The organism is Jiangella gansuensis DSM 44835, assembly GCF_000515395.1.
GTDB lineage: Bacteria > Actinomycetota > Actinomycetes > Jiangellales > Jiangellaceae > Jiangella > Jiangella gansuensis.
Window position 1 is genome coordinate 2,545,834 of record NZ_KI911782.1, and the last position, 17,066, is coordinate 2,562,899.

The following is a 17,066-nucleotide window of genomic DNA, read 5'->3' on the forward strand; positions in this document are numbered from 1 at the left end:
TGTCATGCAGGACAACGAAACGGGAGGACGCGTGGCCGAGAAGTTGGTAAAAGGCGCGCGGATCAGTGGGGGGCAGCGTGACAAGCTCGCCTCTGACCTGAAGAAGAAGTACGAAGGTGGTCGCAGCATCCGCGAGCTCGCCACCGAAACGGGACGGTCCTACGGGTTCGTCCATCGTGTTCTGTCCGAGTCCGGTGTCAATCTACGAGGACGTGGAGGCGCCACACGAGGCAAGGCGAAGAAGGACTGACCAAGCCTTGACGGTCGAGATGCCGGAGGAGGGTGGCCTCCAGCAGCTCGATCGCCCCGACATTCGCTTCGTCACCCAGATGCGCGATCCCCGGCGCGCAATCGCCTGAATGCCGGCGAAACGGTGGGCGCGCTCACCGAGTCCGGGTGAGCCGCCAACGGCGAATCCTCGAGTCGTCGCACTCGAAGCCGAGGGGCTGAATTCACTGGTCTTGATCACTGTCCGTAGCGTGAATGCGGTTGTTTCCGGCAAAACGGCGGCCGTGATTACGCAGCGTACAGAATGATCTTGATCTGACATTGCCGCGTTATCAGTGCGCTTTCACGCGGTACATGTGAAAGCTACGTTCGCTCCGGCTGCGGGTCCGACCGCGCCGGGGCCGGATCGAGCTTCAGCCTGCCCGCATTCGAACCGGCGCGGCGCTTCGTCGTCAGGTGGCCCTGCTGTGAGCGAACAGCACCCCCAGAAGACGGATTCCGGGAAGAACCCGGGCCGGCCACGGCGTTGACGCGACGGGCCGGTTCGGGCATTACCGGCTCGCCGAAGGACGGACGAGGAGGTCGGCGCCGGTGTCGATGGGCTCGATGGGCGGGGCGTGGCGAGCGTCGAGGTCGTTCTCGACCGACCGATCGGTCGCCGCCAAGCGGCTGGCACGGGGCACCGTCAAGCGGGTCGCCGGCTACGGACGTCCGTACCGGTTCCAGCTGGCGGTCTTCCTCGCCACGACCATCGCGGGCGCCGCCTCCGCCGCGGCCGTACCGCTGCTGCTGAAGGTACTCATCGACGACGGAGTATCGGCCGGTGCCCGCTCGGTGGTCGTCTGGGCCGCACTGGCGGTCGCCGGGCTGGCGGTCGTCGACGCGGTCCTGGGCCTGATCGGGCGGTGGATGTCCGCGCGGGTCGGCGAGGGGCTCATCTTCGACTTGCGCCGGCAGGTGTTCGACCACGTCCAGCGTCAGCCCGTCGCGTTCTTCACCCGCACCCAGACCGGGTCACTGGTCTCGCGGCTCAACAGCGACGTCATCGGGGCCCAGCAGGCGTTCACCGGCACCCTCTCGCAGGTGGTCAGCAACTTCGTGACCCTGGTGCTGGCGCTGGGGGCGATGATCCTGCTGTCCTGGCAGATCACCCTGATCGTGCTGGTCCTGGTGCCGCTGTTCCTGCTGCCGGCGCGGTTCATCGGCCGCAAGCTGGCCGACATCACCCGCGAGTCGATGCAGCTCAACGCCGCGATGAGCCAGACCATGACCGAGCGCTTCAACGTTTCCGGCGCACTGCTGGTGAAGATCTTCGGCCGCTACCGCACCGAGAACGAGTCGTTCGCCGAGGCCGCCGGCCGGGTCCGCGACATCGGCGTCGTCCAGGCCCTCTACGCCCGCTACTTCTTCCTCGGCCTGACCTTCCTGGCGTCACTCGCGACGGCGGTCGTCTACGGCGTCGGCGGCTGGCTGGCCATCGACGGCACGCTCGAGGTCGGCACGCTGGTGGCGCTGGCAGCGCTGCTGACCCGCCTGTACGGGCCCCTCACGGCGCTGTCGAACGTCCAGGTCGACATCATGACCGCGCTGGTCAGCTTCGAGCGGGTTTTCGAGGTCCTGGACCTGCGGCCGATGGTCCGCGACGCGCCCACCGCCCGGCCGCTGCCGCCAGGTGACGATCAGCTGTCGGTGGAGTTCGACGAGGTCGAGTTCAGCTACCCGACGGCCGAGGACGTGTCGTTGGCGTCCCTGGAGTCGGTGGCCCGGCCCATGGTGTCCTCGCCCGAGCCGGTGCTGCGCGGAGTCTCGTTCACCGTCGAGCCTGGGCAGATGGTGGCGCTGGTGGGGCCGTCGGGCGCCGGCAAGTCCACCATCACGCACCTGGTGTCGCGGCTGTACGACCCGACGGCCGGTGTGGTCCGGGTGGGCGGACGCGACGCTCGCGGCATCACGCTGGAGTCCCTTCACGACGCCGTCGGCGTGGTCACGCAGGACGCCCACATGTTCCACGACACCATCCGGTACAACCTCGCGTATGCCCGGCCCGGTGCCACCGACGACGAGCTGATGGCGGCCCTCGAGGCGGCCCAGATCGGCCCCTTGGTCGCGTCCCTGCCCGACGGCCTCGACACCGTCGTCGGCGACCGCGGCTACCGGCTGTCGGGCGGGGAGAAGCAGCGCATGGCCATCGCCCGGCTGCTGCTCAAGGCGCCGCGGGTGGTGGTGCTGGACGAAGCGACCGCGCACCTGGACTCCGAATCGGAGGTGGCGGTGCAGCGGGCGCTGAAGACGGCGCTGACCGGGCGGACGTCCATTGTCATCGCGCACCGGCTGTCCACCATCCGCGACGCCGACGCCATCCTCGTCGTCGCCGGTGGCCGCATCGTCGAGCGGGGCACCCACGACGAGCTGCTCGCCGCGGGTGGCACGTACGCGGAGCTCTACCGCACCCAGTTCGCGACCCAGGACGTGCCGACGCCTCGGTGACGCCGCCTCAGAGGCTGCGGATGGAACCGCCGTCCACCGGGATCATGGACCCCGTGACGTACGACGCGGCGGGGGAGAGCACGAAAGCGGCCACCCGGCCGAACTCCTCCGGCCGGCCGTAACGGCGTAGCGGGATGGTCCGCGAACCCTCGGCCTTGACCTCCTCGGGGTCGCGGCCGGCGTTCTGGGCGAGTTCGCGCAGCCGCTCGGTCTCGACGCTTCCCGGCAGCAGCCCGACCGCCCGGATGCCCTGCGGCCCCAGCTCGTCGGCCAGTTGCTTGACGACCATCGCCAGGCCGGGTCGCAGGCCGTTGGACGTCGCCAATCCGGAAATGGGTGCCCGCACCGAGCTGGACAGCACGAACGCCAGCGCGCCGCCGCGTCCGTCCGCGGCGAGCCGCGCCGCGACGACGCGCGCCAGCCGGACCGCACCGAGGAAGACGCTCTCGAACGCCGAGCGCCACTGGTCGTCGGTGATGTCGCTGACTCCGCCCCCGGGCGGGCCGCCGACGCTGACCAGCGCGCCGTCCAGCCGGCCGAACGTGTCGAACGCCGTGGCGACCAGCCGCTCCGGGGTGTCGGGGTCGGCGTTGTCGGCCGCCACTCCCACGACCGAACCCGTCCCGCCCGCCGCGAGATCGCGGGCCGCGGCGTCGACGGCCTCCTGCGACCGGGACGCGACGACCAGCCGGGCGCCGTCGGCTACCAAGGCCTCGGCCGCCGCCCGCCCGAGCCCGCGGGTGCCGCCGGTGACGATGTAGACGCGGTCCTTCAACCCGAGATCCATGGCTCGCGATCCTACGGGTCAGGCGTTGCCGGTTCCGTGGCCGGGCATCTCCGCGAGCAGATACGCCGCCGTGACCAGCGGGATGTGGCTCAGCGCCTGGGGGAAGTTGCCGACCATGCGCCCGATGCGGGGGTCGTACTCCTCGGCCAGCAGCCCCAGGTCGTTGCGCAGGCTCAGCACGTGCTCGAACAGCTCGCGGGCCCGTTCCGCCCGCCCCGTCAGATGAAGCGCCTCGACCAGCCAGAACGTGCACGCGAGGAAGGCGCCTTCGTCGCCGGGCAGGCCGTCGACGGTGTGCTCGGTGCGGTAGCGCAGCACCAGTCCGGAGTCGAGACAGAGATCCTCGATGATGGCGTCGACGGTGCCGATCACCCGCGGGTCGTCCGGCGGCAGAAACCCGACGATCGGAATCTGCAGCAGCGCGGCGTCCAGCGCCGGGTGGCCGTACGACTGCGTGAACGTGTTGCGTTGCGGATCGTAGCCGTGCTTGAGGACGTCGTTCATGATGGTGGCGCGCATCGCCTTCCATCGGTCCGGCTGCCCGGGCAGCCCGTACCTCTCGATCTCCCGAGCCGTCCGGTCCGCCGCTACCCACGACAGCACCTTGGAGTGGACGAAGTGCCGCCGCGGGCCGCGCACCTCCCACAGGCCCTCGTCCGGCTGGTCCCAGGCGCTCTCCAGGTGCTCCATGAGCTTCTCCTGCAGCGCCCAGACGTGCCGTTCAGGGGGCAGGCCATGCATCCGGGCCCGCGCCAGGGTGTCGATGACCTCGCCGTAGACGTCGATCTGCAGCTGGTCGGCCGCGGCGTTGCCGATCCGCACCGGTTGCGACTTCTCGTAGCCGGTCAGCCAGTCCAGCTCGTACTCCGTCAGCCGCCGTTCGCCGCCGAGGCCGTACATGATCTGCAGTTCGGCCGGGCTGCCGCCGATGGCGCGGATCAGCCAGTCGCGCCAGGCGCGTGCCTCCTCGCTGTAGCCGCTGCGGATCAGCGCGTCGAGGGTGAACGCGGAGTCGCGCAACCAGCAGTACCGGTAGTCCCAGTTGCGCACCCCGCCGATGTCCTCGGGCAGCGACGTGGTGGGCGCGGCGACGATGCCGCCGGTCGGCTGGTACGTCAGCGCCTTCAGCGTCAGCAGCGAGCGCAGCACCGCGTCGCGGTACGGCCCGTCGTAGGTGCACTTGCCCGCCCAGTCGGTCCAGAACGCCTCGGTGGTGTCCAGCGCCTCGCGCGGGTCCGCCGGCTCGGCCGGCGGACGGTGCGACGGCCCCCAGGCCAGCACGAAACTGACCTGCTGGCCGGCCTCGACCGTGAAGTCGGAGTGCGTGGTCAGTGCCCGGCCGTAGGTGGGAACGTCGCAGTGCAGGGCGACGGAGTCCGGCCCCACGACGCCCACGATCATGCCGTTGGTGCGGTGCATCCAGGGCACGGCGCGGCCGTAGTCGAACCGCAGCCGCAGCTCGCTGTGCATGGCGACCCGGCCGGAGAGCCCTTCCACGATGCGAACGACGTCGTGCTGGCCGGAGCTGGGCGGCATCAGGTCGATGACCTTGACGCTGCCGGTGGGGGTATCCCAGACGTGCTCCAGGATGAGGGTGTCGCCGCGGTACCAGCGCCGGTCGGCCGCGCCCGCGCCCGTGGGTGCGATGCGCCAGAACCCGTTGCGGGCGCCGCCCAGCAGCGAGGCGAAACAGGCCGCGGAGTCGAAGCGGGGCAGGCACAGCCAGTCGATGGTGCCGTCGCGATCGACGAGCGCGGCGGTGTGGAGGTCTCCGATGATGCCGTGGTCTTCGATCAGCCCCGTCATGACACCTGTCTACCCGAGTGATCCGGTTCGCGCAGGGTCTCGCCGCCGGACGGCGGGTGGGAATCGTCACGGCCGGGGTCGGCCGGGCTCGGCGCGGACACCTCCCGGCGGCCGCGGGCCTCGGCCCGGACCAGCAGCACGAAGCCGCCGATCCCGACGACGGCGAAGATGAACCACTGGATGGCATACGACAAGTGGGGCCCGGCCTCGGTCTCCGGCGCCGCCAGCGGGCGCAGCTCGTCGTCGGCGGGCGGCTCCTGCTCGATCAGCTCGCCCCACGCCCCGTACAGAGGGTAGGGCAGCCAGCGGTCGATGGCGTCGACGTCGACGTATCGCACGGCGCCGGACGACGGGTCGACGTCCTGCCCGCCCTCGGTGGAGCGCACCCGCGCGGTGACGGTGACCTGTCCGGACGGCGGCGGGGGCACGTCGATCTCGTCGTCGTCACGGCCATCGGCGGGAACGAACCCGCGGTCGACCAGCAGCGCCGCGCCGTCGGCGGCGACCAGCGGGGTCAGGGCGTGGACGCCGCGCTCACCGTTCACCGGCCGCAGCCGCAGCAGCAGTTCGTTCTCGGCGTCGTACTCGCCGGTGACCACGACGGAACGCCAGCGGTCGCCGTCGTCGAGCGGCTCACCCGGCGGGGCGAGCTCTGCCGCCGGCACCGGCTCGCCGCCGACGTTGGCCTCGATGATGTCGTTGCGGTCCTGGCGCTGCTCGTTGCGGTCGAGCTGCCAGATCCCGAGCCGTACGCAGACGAGCACCAGCAACACCCCGGCGAGGGTGCGCACCAGCCAGCCTCGGGTGGCCAGGAACCTGTACACCCCACCGACGGTAGCCGAGGCAGGGCTCGGCTCCGCGCGCAGGGCATAGGCTGGGATGGTGCTGGTAGACCGCTACGGCCGCGTGGCCACCGACCTCCGTGTCTCGTTGACCGACCGGTGCAACCTGCGCTGCACGTACTGCATGCCGGAGGAGGGCCTGGCCTGGCTGCCGCGTCAGGACATCCTCACCGACGACGAGGTGGTCCGGCTGGTCCGCGTCGCCGTCGAGCGGCTGGGCGTGCGGGAGGTGCGTTTCACCGGCGGTGAGCCGCTGCTGCGCCGCGGGCTGGTCGACATCGTCGCCGCCTGCGCGCAGCTGTCGCCCCGCCCGGAGCTGTCGCTCACCACCAACGCCGTCGGGCTGGTCCGGGTGGCCGACGCGCTCGTCGCGGCCGGGCTCGACCGCGTCAACGGCTCCCTCGACACCATCCGCGCCGACCGGTTCGAGGCGCTGACCCACCGCCGCCGCCTCGACGACGTCCTGGCCGGGCTGGCCGCCGCCCGCGACGCCGGGCTCGAGCCGGTCAAGATCAACGCGGTGCTGATGCGTGGCATCAACGACGACGAGGCACCGGAACTCCTGGCCTGGGCGCTGGAGCACGACTACGAGCTGCGGTTCATCGAGCAGATGCCGCTGGACGCACAGCACGGATGGGACCGCTCCACCATGGTCACCGCCGACGACATCCTCGCCTCGCTGCGGTCGGTGTTCTCACTGACGCCGATGCAGGACGAGACCCGCGGCAGCGCCCCGGCCGAGACCTGGCTGGTCAACGGCGGGCCGCAGCGGGTGGGCGTCATCGCATCGGTCACCCGGCCGTTCTGCGGCGCGTGTGACCGCACCCGCCTCACCGCCGAGGGCGAGGTACGCAACTGCCTGTTCGCCCGCGAGGAGTCCGACCTGCGCGGACCGATGCGAGCCGGCGCCGACGACGCCGAGCTGGCGCGACGCTGGAAGATCGCCATGGCCGGAAAGGCGGCTGGTCACGGCATCGACGACCCCGGATTCCTGCAGCCGTCGCGGCCGATGTCGGCGATCGGCGGCTGACCTTCGCGGGGAAGTCTCGTCACGGCGCCATTCGGCCGCTGATGAAGACGACGCCGGGCAGCCACGGGGGAAGCCGCCCGACGTCGCCGGTACGCAACGCACCGACGGGGGAATACGGAACGTGCGCGTGGGGAGTATTGCACGGTTGCCAACCTCTTCGGAAGGCCCTGTCAATCTTCGAGTCGATCTTTGCCCGACGGGGCCGGCGGAAGCTGCGGACGGGGCGGCGGAGCGATCGGGGCGAGCGAGCTACCACGCGGCTGCCGGGTGGCGTTCGCGATGACGACGGCGACGTACGGCAGCACCACCGCACCCAGGATGAACACCCAGCGCAACCAGCCCTGCGTCACCACCGCGAGCGGCAGGCAGGCGATGCGGACAGCCATCATGATCAGGTAGCGGCGCTGCCGGCTGGCTAGGTCGCCGCTGCGGCCGGCCGCGGCCGTGGTGACGGTGGGCACCGGATCGCTCCGGCGGCGCCCCACGTGTCGCCCAGTCCCGCTCATCCCTTCACGGTAGGCCAGAATCACCCAGCAGTGACGTCCGGGCCGCCGTCCGAGGAAGCCCGGGAACGCGAACGAGGAGGAAACGCGATGAACCGCACCTACCGGGTGACCGAGATCGTGGGGACGTCCACCGAAGGCGTCGATGCCGCGGTGCGCAACGGCATCGAGCGGGCCGCCCAGACCCTGCGGCACCTCGACTGGTTCGAGGTCACCGAGATCCGCGGGCAGATCGTGGACGGCGAGGTCGAGCACTTCCAGGTCGGCATGAAGGTCGGTTTCCGCCTCGAAGACGCCTGACAGGCGCGCCGGCCGCCGTCGGCCGCACCAGTTCCGCTTCCGCCGGCCCCGAAAATGATCACATCCACCACACCAGGCGTCCTCCCGCGTCACCAGGCAAGCATTCCTGGTGGAGGAGGAGCGCCCATGGTGGACGTGATCATTTCGGGGTGTGACGCGGCCGGCGGCGCGGCCACCGCTGTGACCACTGCCGACCCGCATCCGGTAGCGTCGGCGCGGGTTCGCGTCGTCGGTGAGAGGAGAACCAAACGTGAGTCGGTCCGTTCTGGTGACCGGTGGGAACCGCGGGATCGGGTTGGCGATCGCCCGGGCGTTCGCCGAGGCCGGTGACGACGTCACCATCACCCACCGCAGCGGCGAGCCGCCGGCGGGACTGGCCGGCGTGCGCTGCGACGTCACGGACATGGAGTCCGTGGACGCCGCCTTCACCGAGGTGGAGGCCGCACAGGGCCCGGTCGAGGTGCTGGTCGCCAACGCCGGCATCACCCGTGACACGCTGCTGCTGAGGATGAGCGAGTCCGACTTCACCGACGTCGTCGACACCAACCTGACCGGCGCGTTCCGGGTCGCCAAGCGGGCGGCAAAGGGCATGTTGCGGGCGCGGCGCGGCCGGGTGGTGTTCGTGTCGAGCGTGGTCGGCCTGCTCGGGTCGCCGGGGCAGATGAACTATGCGGCCAGCAAGGCCGGCCTGGTCGGGCTGGCCCGGTCGATGGCGCGCGAACTGGGTAGCCGCAACATCACGGCGAACGTCGTCGCGCCGGGGTTCGTCGAGTCGGACATGACGGCGGAGCTGACCGACGAGCGGCGCAAGGAGATCCTCGACGGCATCCCGCTGGGCCGCTACGCCAGCGCTGACGAGGTCGCGCGGGTGGTCCGCTGGGTGGCCAGCGACGAAGCCGCGTACGTGACGGGAGCCGTCATTCCGGTGGACGGCGGATTGGGGATGGGACACTGATGGGCATTCTCGAGGGCAAGCGGGTGCTGGTCACCGGCGTGCTGACGGAGGCGTCGTTCGCGTTCCACGTGGCGCGGCTCGCGCAGCAGGAGGGTGCCACCGTCGTACTCACCGGGTTCGGCCGGATGAGCCTGGTCGAGCGGATCGCGAAGCGGCTGCCGTCGCCGGCGCCGGTGATCGAGCTGGACGTGACCAGCACCGAGCAGCTCGACTCGCTGGCCGACCGGATTCGCGAGCACGTCGACGGGCTCGACGGCGTCGTCCACTCGGTCGGGTTCGCTCCCCAGACAGCACTCGGCGGCAACTTTCTCGAGACGCCGTTCGATGACGTCTCGACCGCGCTCCACGCGTCGACGTACTCGCTGAAGTCGCTGACCATGGCCACGCTGCCGCTGATGCCCGAGGGCGGCTCCGTCGTGGGCATGGACTTCGACGCCCAGGTGGCCTGGCCCGGCTACGACTGGATGGGCGTGGCGAAGGCAGGCCTGGAGGCGACGGCCCGGTACCTCGCCAAGTACCTGGGGGAGAAGAACGTGCGGGTCAACCTGATCTCCGCCGGGCCGGTGAAGACGATGGCCGCACGGTCCATTCCGGGATTCGCGGACTTCGAGGGCGTCTGGGACAAGCGCGCCCCGCTGGGCTGGGACCTCGGCGACCCGGAGCCGGGCGCTCGCGGCGTCGTCGCGTTACTGTCCGACTGGTTCCCGAAGACGACCGGCGAGGTCATCCACGTCGACGGCGGCGTGCACGCCGTGGGCGCGTGAACGCCGCGTGATCCCGGCATGATCCCCGCCGACCGCGACGGCAACGTCCGGCTGGGTGGGCTGCGCTTCCGCGACCATTGGTTCGACGTCCCGCTGGACCACGCGGCACCGGACGGCGAGACCATCCGGTTGTACGCCCGCGAGGTAGTGGCGGCCGACCAGGCGGCGAACGCCGACGACCTGCCCTGGCTGCTGTTCCTGCAAGGCGGGCCGGGCGGCAAGGCGACCCGGCCGGAGGGCGCGTCCGGCTGGGTCGGGCGGGCGGTCCGCGACTTCCGGGTCCTGCTGCTCGACCAGCGTGGCACCGGCCGGTCCACGCCGGCGACGGCGACGACGCTCGCCCGCCGCGGTGACGCGCAGGCGCAGGCGGAGTACCTGGCGCACTTCCGGGCGGACTCGATCGTCGCCGATGCGGAGCTGGTGCGCCGGGCGCTGCTGGGTGACGGGCGCTGGCACATCCTCGGGCAGTCGTTCGGCGGGTTCTGCTCGCTGACGTACCTGTCGTTCGCGCCGGACGGGCTGGAGTCGGCCATGCTGACCGGCGGGCTCGCACCGATCACCGCCGGCGCCGACGACGTCTACCGGGCCACCTATGCGACGGTCGAGGCGAAGAACGCGGCGTTCCACGCTGCCTTCCCGTGGGCCCGGGAGCGGCTGGAGGACGTGGCCGCGCACCTACGCGGCCACGACGAGCGGTTGCCGGACGGTTCGCCGTTCACGGTGCAGCGGCTGCAAGGACTCGGGCACGCGCTGGGCGCCACATCGGCCATCCCCGGGCTGGCGTTCCTGCTGGAGGAGGCGTTCGCCGCCGACGGCGTACTGTCCGACACGTTCCTCGCCGGGGCCTGGGAGGCGGTGTCGTTCGTGTCCAGGCCGCTGTACGCGGTGCTGCACGAGGCCTGTTACGGGCACGGCGCGGCCACCGGGTGGTCGGCGCAGCGCATCCTGGAGTCGTTGCCGCAGTTCGCCGCCGATGCCACGCCGCTGCTGCTGACCGGCGAGATGATCTACCCCTGGATGTTCGAGCACGACCCCGCGCTGCGCCCGCTGCGCGACGTCGCCGAGCTGCTGGCACAGCGCGAATGGGGGCCGCTGTACGACCTGGACCGGCTCGCCGGGAACGACGTGCCGGTGGCGGCCGCGCTCTACACCGGCGACATGTACGTCGACGCCGAGCTGTCCAGGCGCACGGCCGACCGCGTCCGCGGCCTGCGGGTGTGGGAGACCAACGCCCACGAGCACGACGGCCTGCGCGAGTCCGACGCCGTCGTCGACCGCCTCATCCGGATGAACCGCGGCGAGGTGTGAGCCCGCGCTCCTCGTGATCGACAGGGAGCCGGTGCCCCTCTGGAGGTAGCAGCTCCCGGTCGATCACAGGTCAGTGGCTGCGCTCGGTGGCCAGGTCGATGAGGTTCGACAACGCCTTGCGGCCGTCCTCGGTGACGTCAGCGGCGTCCAGCGCGGACCGGGCGTCGGCGACCCGTTCGGTCAGTAGTGTCTCCACTCGCGCGAGTGCTCCCGTCGACACCAGGACGGCTCGGAGCGCCTCGACGCCCGCGAGGTCGAGCGCCGGATCGCCCAGGTGCGTCGACACCACCTCGGCCTGCGCGGCCGAGGCCCGTTCCAACGCGTACGCGACGAGCAGGGTGCGTTTGCCCTCGCGCAGGTCGTCGCCGGTGGGCTTGCCGGTGCGTTCCGGGTCTCCGAACACGCCGAGGATGTCGTCGCGCAGCTGGAACGCCTCGCCCAACGCCGAACCGAAGCGCCGGTAGGCATCCAGCAGGGATTCCGGCGCACCCGCCAGTGCGCCGCCGATGACCAGCGGGTGTTCGACGGAGTACCGGGCGGACTTGTACCGCAGCACGGTGCGGGCGCGCTCGGCCTGTCCAGCCGGCTCGGCGGCGCCGCTGGCCTGTTCCAGGACGTCCAGGTACTGCCCGCCGCCGACCTCGGTGCGCATCAGGTCGAACACCGCCCGCGCCCCCCGCAACCCGGCGCCGTCGTGAGCCGCGGTGGCGGACTCGAACGCCTCGCCGCTCCACGCCAGCAGGAGGTCGCCGAGGAGGATCGCCGCCGCCGCGCCGAAGGCGTCGGGGTCACCCTGCCAGCCGGCGTCGCGGTGCATCGCGGCGAACCGCCGGTGCACCGACGGCCGGCCGCGCCGGGTATCGGAGCCGTCGATGAGGTCGTCGTGGACCAGGGCCGAGGCCTGGAACAGCTCGATTGCGGCGCCGACGGTCACCATCGCCGGCTCGGCCGGGTCGCCGCCGGCGGCCCGCCAGCCCCAGTAGCAGAACGTGGGCCGCAGGTGCTTGCCGCCGGTGAGGAACTCCGCGGCCGCCTCGACCAGCGGCGCGGTGCGCGGGCTGGCGTCCCCCAGGAGCCCGCGCTGCCTGTCGACGAACTCGTCGAGGGCCTGCTGGATGCGGGGCCGGAGCCGGCCGACCGGGTCGTCGGGTGTCGCCAGCGGTGCGGTGGTGTCCACGGCGCCAAGGCTAGGCGGCGGCGCGATGCGTCACGGTGCCAGGGCGGTTTCGATGTCGTCGAGGATGCTGTGGGCACCACGGTAGGTGGAACTGCCCCAGACGGTGTAGTCGGCGTCGACGACGTCGCCCCGCTGCGCCGCGGGGAGGTTCTGCCACAGCGGCGACGCGGTGATGGTCTCGCGGGCGGCCGCGTTCTCGCCGTTTGCGAGGACGAAGACGACGTCGCCGTCGGCCTCCGGGATGAGTTCGAGGCTGATCTCGATGTAGTCGCGGTCGGCGTCCGGCTCGAGCTGGCTGTCCGGCCGGGCGAAGCCGACGTCGTCGAGCACCTGGCCGGGGAAGGACGCGGGCGTCTCCAGCCGCAGCACGTCCGCGGCCTGCACGCGGACCAGGGAGACCTCGACGGCGCCCGGGTCGCCGACGGCGTCGCGCACCTCCTGCACCCGCTCGTCGTACGCGGCGACGATCTCCTCCGCGCGGTCGGGCACCTGCAGCGCCTCGGCCAGTTCGGTGACGTGCGAGCGCCAGCTCCCGGTGCCCTCCCAGGTCAGCGACACGGTTGGGGCGATCTGCGAGAGGCTTTCGTACGTCTCGGCGGCACCGTCGACGTCGGCGGTGAGGATCAGGTCGGGATCGGCGGCGGCGAATGCTTCGATGTTCGGCTCGCGCGCGGTACCGACGAACTCGAGGCCGTCGACGGCATAGTCCTCGGGCAGGAACGGGGCCAGGTCGGCGCCGTCGGCGAGCTCCGCACCGGCGGCGACGGGGTCGAAGCCCAGATCGACCAGCGCGGACAGCGTCGGGCGCCACAGCGCGGCGATGCGATGCGGGTCGTCGGGGACCTCGGTCTCGCCCTGGGCGTGCGTGACGGTGTGAGTGGCCTGGCCGTCGTCGCCGGCTGCGGCCGTGGAACCGTCGTCGCCGCAGGCGGTGAGCGCGGTGGCGGCGGCAACGAGCAGGGCGAGAGGCGCGAGACGGCGCGGTCGCATGAGTCTCCCGATCAGGACGGTGGGGTAGGTCAGGACGGGCGGCGTTCCAGGGCGGCGCGTCGCTTGGCCAGGCGGACGTCGTCGTCGACGTAGGGGCACCCGCCGCAGAAGGCCGCCGGCTGGTGTGCGGCGTCGCGTGGTCGCAGGTCGTCCTCGACGTACTTGAGGCAGCAGGTGCCCTTCACCGACGTGACGGCGACACCGCCGGACCACGGAACCTCGATCAGCCGGGGCCGCCGGCGGACCGGGGCGCCCAGGTCGGTCAGCCGGTCGGTGATCTCCTGGGTCCGCCGCCAGGCGTCCGCCGGGTCCAGGCCGCCGAGGTTGGCGGCGAGAACGGTGGGCCCGCCGAGCCGGTCGGCCACGGAGCTCCACATGGATCGCACGCCGTAGCGGGCGTTTCGCGCGACGGTCTCGATGACCGGCGCGAGGACGGCGTGCAGCCGCTCGGCCACGTCGCCGGGGCTGACGTCGTCGTCGATCTGGCCGGCGGTGATGGCCAGGACGTCGAACTGGTCCTGCGCGGCGTGCACGTACGCCGTCGAAGGATCGAGCGGCAGACCGCGCCGCTCCAGCAGATACGCGGCGATCAGCGGGGTGGCGACGCATCCGGTGAGCCTCAGCACCAGGTAGGACGCGGCGAGGTTGCGGTGTCCGCTGGTGGCGTGGGTGAGGCGATCGAGCCAATGGACGACGACGCCGGGGTCGGCGACGGCCTCGGCGAGCCGGGTCCAGCCGCCGTCGACGGTGGCCGGCTCGGCCGGGCGACCGGCTGGCGCGTCGCCGACGGCGGTGGCGAAACCGAAGGTGTCGTGGACGCCCTCCAGCCGTCGTGCGGCCGCGGAGAGCTGCTCCGTCTGGGTGAGTACGCCGGGCATCGGTGTCCAGGATCGAGTGGGTTGTCGTTAGGTATCACTAACCTAACGACAGGGCTGGCTGAACGCCAACCTCCGAGGTATGAGACGTATCTGTCCACAACGCGGACTCACGAGTACCCTGAGCGAATGGCTCTTGGTCTTCCCTCGACGATGCCCGGCGGTGCACGCACCATCCGGGATCTGCTGGCGTCGGGGAAGCGGTCGTTCTCGTTCGAGTTCTTCGCGCCGAAGACCGAGGCCGCGGAGGTGTCGTTCTGGCAGACCATGCGTGATCTGGAACGGCTGCGGCCCACGTTCGTCTCCGTCACCTACGGCGCCGGCGGCACCACCCGCGACAGCACGGTCCGGGTCACCGAGCGCATCGCACGCGAGACCACGCTCACCGTCGTCGGCCACCTGGCCGCGGTCGAACATTCGGTGGCTGAGCTGCGCAACGTCATCGGCCAGTACGCCGACGCGGGGGTCCGCAACTTCCTGGCCCTGCGCGGCGACCCGCCGGGCGACCCGCGCGGCGAGTGGGTGGCACATCCAGAGGGCTTGGAGTACTCCGAGCAACTGGTCCAGCTGATCCGCGCCAACGGTGACTTCTGCGTCGGCGTGGCGGCCTTCCCCGAGAAGCACCCGCGCTCGCCCGACCTCGAGACCGACGTGCGCTTCCTGGTCCGCAAGTTCCGGGCCGGCGCCGACTACGCCATCACCCAGATGTTCTTCCACGCCGACGACTACCTCCGGCTGCGCGACCGGGTGGCCGCCGCCGGGGGAGAGGCCCCGATCATCCCGGGCATCATGCCGGTGACGAACGTCAAGCAGATCCAGCGTTTTGCGGTGCTGTCCGGCGCGGACTTCCCAGCACCGCTGGCCGAACGGCTGCTCGCCGTCGAGGACGACCCCGAGGCGGTGCGGGCCATCGGCATCGAGGTCGCCACCGAGCTGTGCGAGCGGCTGCTCGCCGAGGGCGCGCCCGGCCTGCACTTCATCACGCTCAACAAGTCGACCGCCACCCGGCGCATCTACGAGGAACTGGGCGTCGCCGCCGTCTCTCGCTGAGGCGCGCGCATCACGCCTAGGCCCGGCCGACGAGGTCGGTGACGATGGCCGCGGAGACGGCCACCAGCGGCACCCCCGGCCCCGGGTGGGCGCCCGCCCCGGCCAGGAACAGCCCCCGCAGCCGCGTGGCGGTGCCAGGCCGGCGCAGCAGGGCGGCGACGCCGCGCTGGGCAGCGCTGCCGTACACGCGGCCACCTGGGACGCCGAGGCCGCGTTCCAGGTCGTGCGGGGTCCGGATGGTGCTGATGGCGGCCGGGTCGCGGGGGAGGTCCGCGCCGGTGGAGGCCGCGGCGAGGATGGTCGAGGCGTAGTCCTCCGCGCGGCCGGGTGTGGTCCAGTCGGTGCCGTCCGGCTGGTGCGGCGGGGCGGGGGCGTGCAGGACCCAGCCGCCCGGCTGCGCGAGCACGGTGACGACGGGGGTGCCGGTGCCGGTCGGCACGACGACGGTGCGTAGCGGCCTGCCCGTGGGTGCTGACCGTGCCGCGAAGGCGACGGTGACGACGGACGCCGCCGCGCCGGAATCGTCCCCGGGCGACGAGCGCCGCCAACGAGGACGACGCCCGGCCGTGACGTCGTCGGGCAGCAGGCCCGGCGCCGCGGTCCACATCACGACGTCGGCGCCGACCGTCTCGCCCTCGGCCAAGCGGACTCCGGCGACCCGGCCGCTGTCGGCGACCACACCGGCCGCCCGGGTGCCGAACCGGAACCGGGCCCGGCGATCGACGGCGCGGCGGTGCAGCACGTCGGCCAGCCGGTGCACGCCGCCGTCCACCGTCCACATGCCGAACGTCTGCTCCAGGTACGGCAGCACGGTCAGGGTGGCCGGGGCGGTGGCGGGATCCGCGCCGACCGTCGTCGCGTACGTGTCGAGCAGTGACCGCAGCCGGTGGTCGGCCAGGAGCTGCCGGCCCGCGTTCCGCAACGACGGGTCCTTCGCAGATGAGGAGCGGGTGATGGCGGGCGGCTCGGCGTGGCCGAGGATCGCCGGGCGCAGCCGTTGCCAGGTCCGCTCGCCGTGCCGGACCACGGCGTCCCACTGACCGCCCGCACCGGCGCCCAGGACGTCGTCGAACGCCCGGATGGCACCGGCCCGGGTGGCGTTGGGGACGTCGACCCGTTCGCCGCTCGCGAACACGAGCCGGACAGCGGGCTCGACCGGCGCGACGTCGAGCTCCTTCTCCAGCGGCCGGCCGGTCTTGCGGAACAGGTCGCGAAGGACGGCGGGCAGCGTGAAGACAGCGGGGCCGAGGTCGGCGGCGGTGTGGTGGCCGCCGATGCGGTGGCCGGCCAGTTGGCCGCCGGGCCGCGGACCGGCCTCGACCACGGTGACCTCGTGGCCGAAGTCGGCAAGCGCGAGCGCACCGCACAAGCCGGCCAGGCCGGCGCCCACGACGACGACGCGCGCCACCGCGGTGCCGGGGTCAGGCCTCGACGTCGACGGGCGTGCCGCCGGTGACGCGAACCAGCTCGTCGAACGTCGTCGGGAAGACGGTGTGCGGATGGCCGGCGGCGGCCCAGACCCGCGGATGCCGCGCCAGCCAGGTGTCGATGAGCGTGCGCACCGGCTCCGGATGCCCGAGCGGCGCGACGCCGCCGATGGGCTGACCGGTGTGCGCGCGGACGAAGTCGGGGGTGGCCCGGCCGACCTTCCGTGCGCCGATCGCGGCGGCCAGCAGCGATGTGTCGGCGCGGTGGGCGCCGCTGGTCAGCACGAGCAGGGGTGCGCCGTCGCAGTCGAAGACCAGCGAGTTGGCGATGGCGCCGACCTCGCAGCCCAGTTGTTGTGCGGCGGCAGCGGCGGTAGGGGCGGAATCGGGCAGTACGACGACCTCGCCGCCGGCGCCCGCGGCCTCGAGTGCGGCGCGCACACGCTGGACGTTGGGGTGGGTCGACGCGCGGTCGGCGGTAGGGCTCGTCACAGCCGACGACCCTACCGCGCCCGCCAACCGTTGACGCGTTGTCGG

17 protein-coding genes are annotated in these 17,066 nt (G+C 72.1%); 8 read left to right on the forward strand and 9 right to left on the reverse strand.

Translation table 11 applies throughout. The features are described 5' to 3' along the window. Nucleotides 1-31 precede the first annotated feature (31 nt). On the forward strand, nucleotides 32-250 hold the full coding sequence (locus JIAGA_RS33805; RefSeq protein ID WP_084469638.1) for a helix-turn-helix domain-containing protein: 219 nt from the start codon (nucleotides 32-34) through the stop codon (nucleotides 248-250). 575 nt (nucleotides 251-825) lie between these two features. Beyond that, nucleotides 826-2,715 carry an ABC transporter ATP-binding protein gene (locus JIAGA_RS0112285; protein ID WP_245597262.1) on the forward strand — a complete coding sequence of 630 codons (1,890 nt, stop codon included), beginning with the start codon at nucleotides 826-828 and terminating at the stop codon, nucleotides 2,713-2,715. Nucleotides 2,716-2,722: 7 nt separating this feature from the next. Here the strand turns inward: JIAGA_RS0112285 and JIAGA_RS0112290 are convergent, their stop codons facing one another. Genes JIAGA_RS0112290 through JIAGA_RS29375 form a run of 3 tightly spaced genes read right to left on the reverse strand, consistent with a single transcriptional unit; the run spans nucleotide 2,723 to nucleotide 6,132 of the window. Next, complete coding sequence (locus tag JIAGA_RS0112290) at nucleotides 2,723-3,502, reverse strand: SDR family oxidoreductase (RefSeq protein ID WP_026875890.1); 780 nt, start codon at nucleotides 3,500-3,502, stop codon at nucleotides 2,723-2,725. Between the two features lie 18 nt (nucleotides 3,503-3,520). Then, the gene (locus JIAGA_RS0112295; RefSeq protein WP_026875891.1) at nucleotides 3,521-5,308 is read right to left on the reverse strand and encodes a glycoside hydrolase family 15 protein; all 1,788 of its coding nucleotides are present in this window, start codon (nucleotides 5,306-5,308) and stop codon (nucleotides 3,521-3,523) included. Next, a complete protein-coding gene (locus tag JIAGA_RS29375) occupies nucleotides 5,305-6,132 on the reverse strand; it encodes an SURF1 family cytochrome oxidase biogenesis protein (protein ID WP_051426008.1) in 828 nt (275 codons plus the stop codon). The genes JIAGA_RS0112295 and JIAGA_RS29375 overlap by 4 nt, the downstream gene beginning before the upstream one ends. A 58-nt stretch (nucleotides 6,133-6,190) precedes the next feature. Between JIAGA_RS29375 and moaA the strand changes: the two genes are divergently transcribed. Further along, nucleotides 6,191-7,180 carry a GTP 3',8-cyclase MoaA gene (gene moaA, locus JIAGA_RS0112305; protein ID WP_026875892.1) on the forward strand — a complete coding sequence of 330 codons (990 nt, stop codon included), beginning with the start codon at nucleotides 6,191-6,193 and terminating at the stop codon, nucleotides 7,178-7,180. 170 nt (nucleotides 7,181-7,350) lie between these two features. Here the strand turns inward: moaA and JIAGA_RS29380 are convergent, their stop codons facing one another. Beyond that, nucleotides 7,351-7,641: a DUF3099 domain-containing protein gene (locus JIAGA_RS29380; RefSeq protein ID WP_211239624.1), complete on the reverse strand. Its 291-nt coding sequence runs from the start codon at nucleotides 7,639-7,641 to the stop codon at nucleotides 7,351-7,353. Nucleotides 7,642-7,773: 132 nt separating this feature from the next. Between JIAGA_RS29380 and JIAGA_RS0112315 the strand changes: the two genes are divergently transcribed. The 4 genes from JIAGA_RS0112315 to JIAGA_RS0112330 all read left to right on the forward strand — a co-directional run bounded on the left by JIAGA_RS0112315 (nucleotide 7,774) and on the right by JIAGA_RS0112330 (nucleotide 11,010). After that, nucleotides 7,774-7,983: a dodecin gene (locus JIAGA_RS0112315; protein ID WP_026875893.1), complete on the forward strand. Its 210-nt coding sequence runs from the start codon at nucleotides 7,774-7,776 to the stop codon at nucleotides 7,981-7,983. Nucleotides 7,984-8,233: 250 nt separating this feature from the next. Further along, the gene (gene fabG, locus JIAGA_RS0112320) at nucleotides 8,234-8,938 is read left to right on the forward strand and encodes a beta-ketoacyl-ACP reductase (protein WP_026875894.1); all 705 of its coding nucleotides are present in this window, start codon (nucleotides 8,234-8,236) and stop codon (nucleotides 8,936-8,938) included. Further along, the gene (fabI, locus tag JIAGA_RS0112325) at nucleotides 8,938-9,702 is read left to right on the forward strand and encodes an enoyl-ACP reductase FabI (RefSeq protein WP_245597171.1); all 765 of its coding nucleotides are present in this window, start codon (nucleotides 8,938-8,940) and stop codon (nucleotides 9,700-9,702) included. Before fabG ends, fabI begins: the two co-directional genes overlap by 1 nt. Nucleotides 9,703-9,720: 18 nt before the next feature. Beyond that, complete coding sequence (locus JIAGA_RS0112330; protein WP_051426010.1) at nucleotides 9,721-11,010, forward strand: alpha/beta fold hydrolase; 1,290 nt, start codon at nucleotides 9,721-9,723, stop codon at nucleotides 11,008-11,010. Between the two features lie 70 nt (nucleotides 11,011-11,080). On the opposite strand, the gene JIAGA_RS0112335 is transcribed toward JIAGA_RS0112330, so the two are convergent. From JIAGA_RS0112335 to JIAGA_RS34965, 3 genes are read right to left on the reverse strand one after another with little or no spacing between them, the layout of a single operon-like run. After that, on the reverse strand, nucleotides 11,081-12,187 hold the full coding sequence (locus tag JIAGA_RS0112335; protein ID WP_211239625.1) for a polyprenyl synthetase family protein: 1,107 nt from the start codon (nucleotides 12,185-12,187) through the stop codon (nucleotides 11,081-11,083). Nucleotides 12,188-12,217: 30 nt separating this feature from the next. After that, nucleotides 12,218-13,177 carry an ABC transporter substrate-binding protein gene (locus JIAGA_RS34960; protein ID WP_026875898.1) on the reverse strand — a complete coding sequence of 320 codons (960 nt, stop codon included), beginning with the start codon at nucleotides 13,175-13,177 and terminating at the stop codon, nucleotides 12,218-12,220. 29 nt (nucleotides 13,178-13,206) lie between these two features. Beyond that, nucleotides 13,207-14,055, reverse strand: a complete 849-nt coding sequence (locus JIAGA_RS34965) for a hypothetical protein (protein WP_026875899.1) — start codon at nucleotides 14,053-14,055, stop codon at nucleotides 13,207-13,209. Between the two features lie 126 nt (nucleotides 14,056-14,181). Here JIAGA_RS34965 and metF point away from each other — a divergent pair, with 126 nt between their 5' ends. Continuing rightward, on the forward strand, nucleotides 14,182-15,102 hold the full coding sequence (metF, locus tag JIAGA_RS0112350; RefSeq protein ID WP_026875900.1) for a methylenetetrahydrofolate reductase [NAD(P)H]: 921 nt from the start codon (nucleotides 14,182-14,184) through the stop codon (nucleotides 15,100-15,102). Nucleotides 15,103-15,118: 16 nt separating this feature from the next. On the opposite strand, the gene JIAGA_RS0112355 is transcribed toward metF, so the two are convergent. Beyond that, nucleotides 15,119-16,510: a phytoene desaturase family protein gene (locus tag JIAGA_RS0112355; protein WP_026875901.1), complete on the reverse strand. Its 1,392-nt coding sequence runs from the start codon at nucleotides 16,508-16,510 to the stop codon at nucleotides 15,119-15,121. Nucleotides 16,511-16,523: 13 nt separating this feature from the next. Beyond that, the gene (locus tag JIAGA_RS33815; protein ID WP_211239626.1) at nucleotides 16,524-17,021 is read right to left on the reverse strand and encodes a YbaK/EbsC family protein; all 498 of its coding nucleotides are present in this window, start codon (nucleotides 17,019-17,021) and stop codon (nucleotides 16,524-16,526) included. Nucleotides 17,022-17,066: the final 45 nt, after the last annotated feature.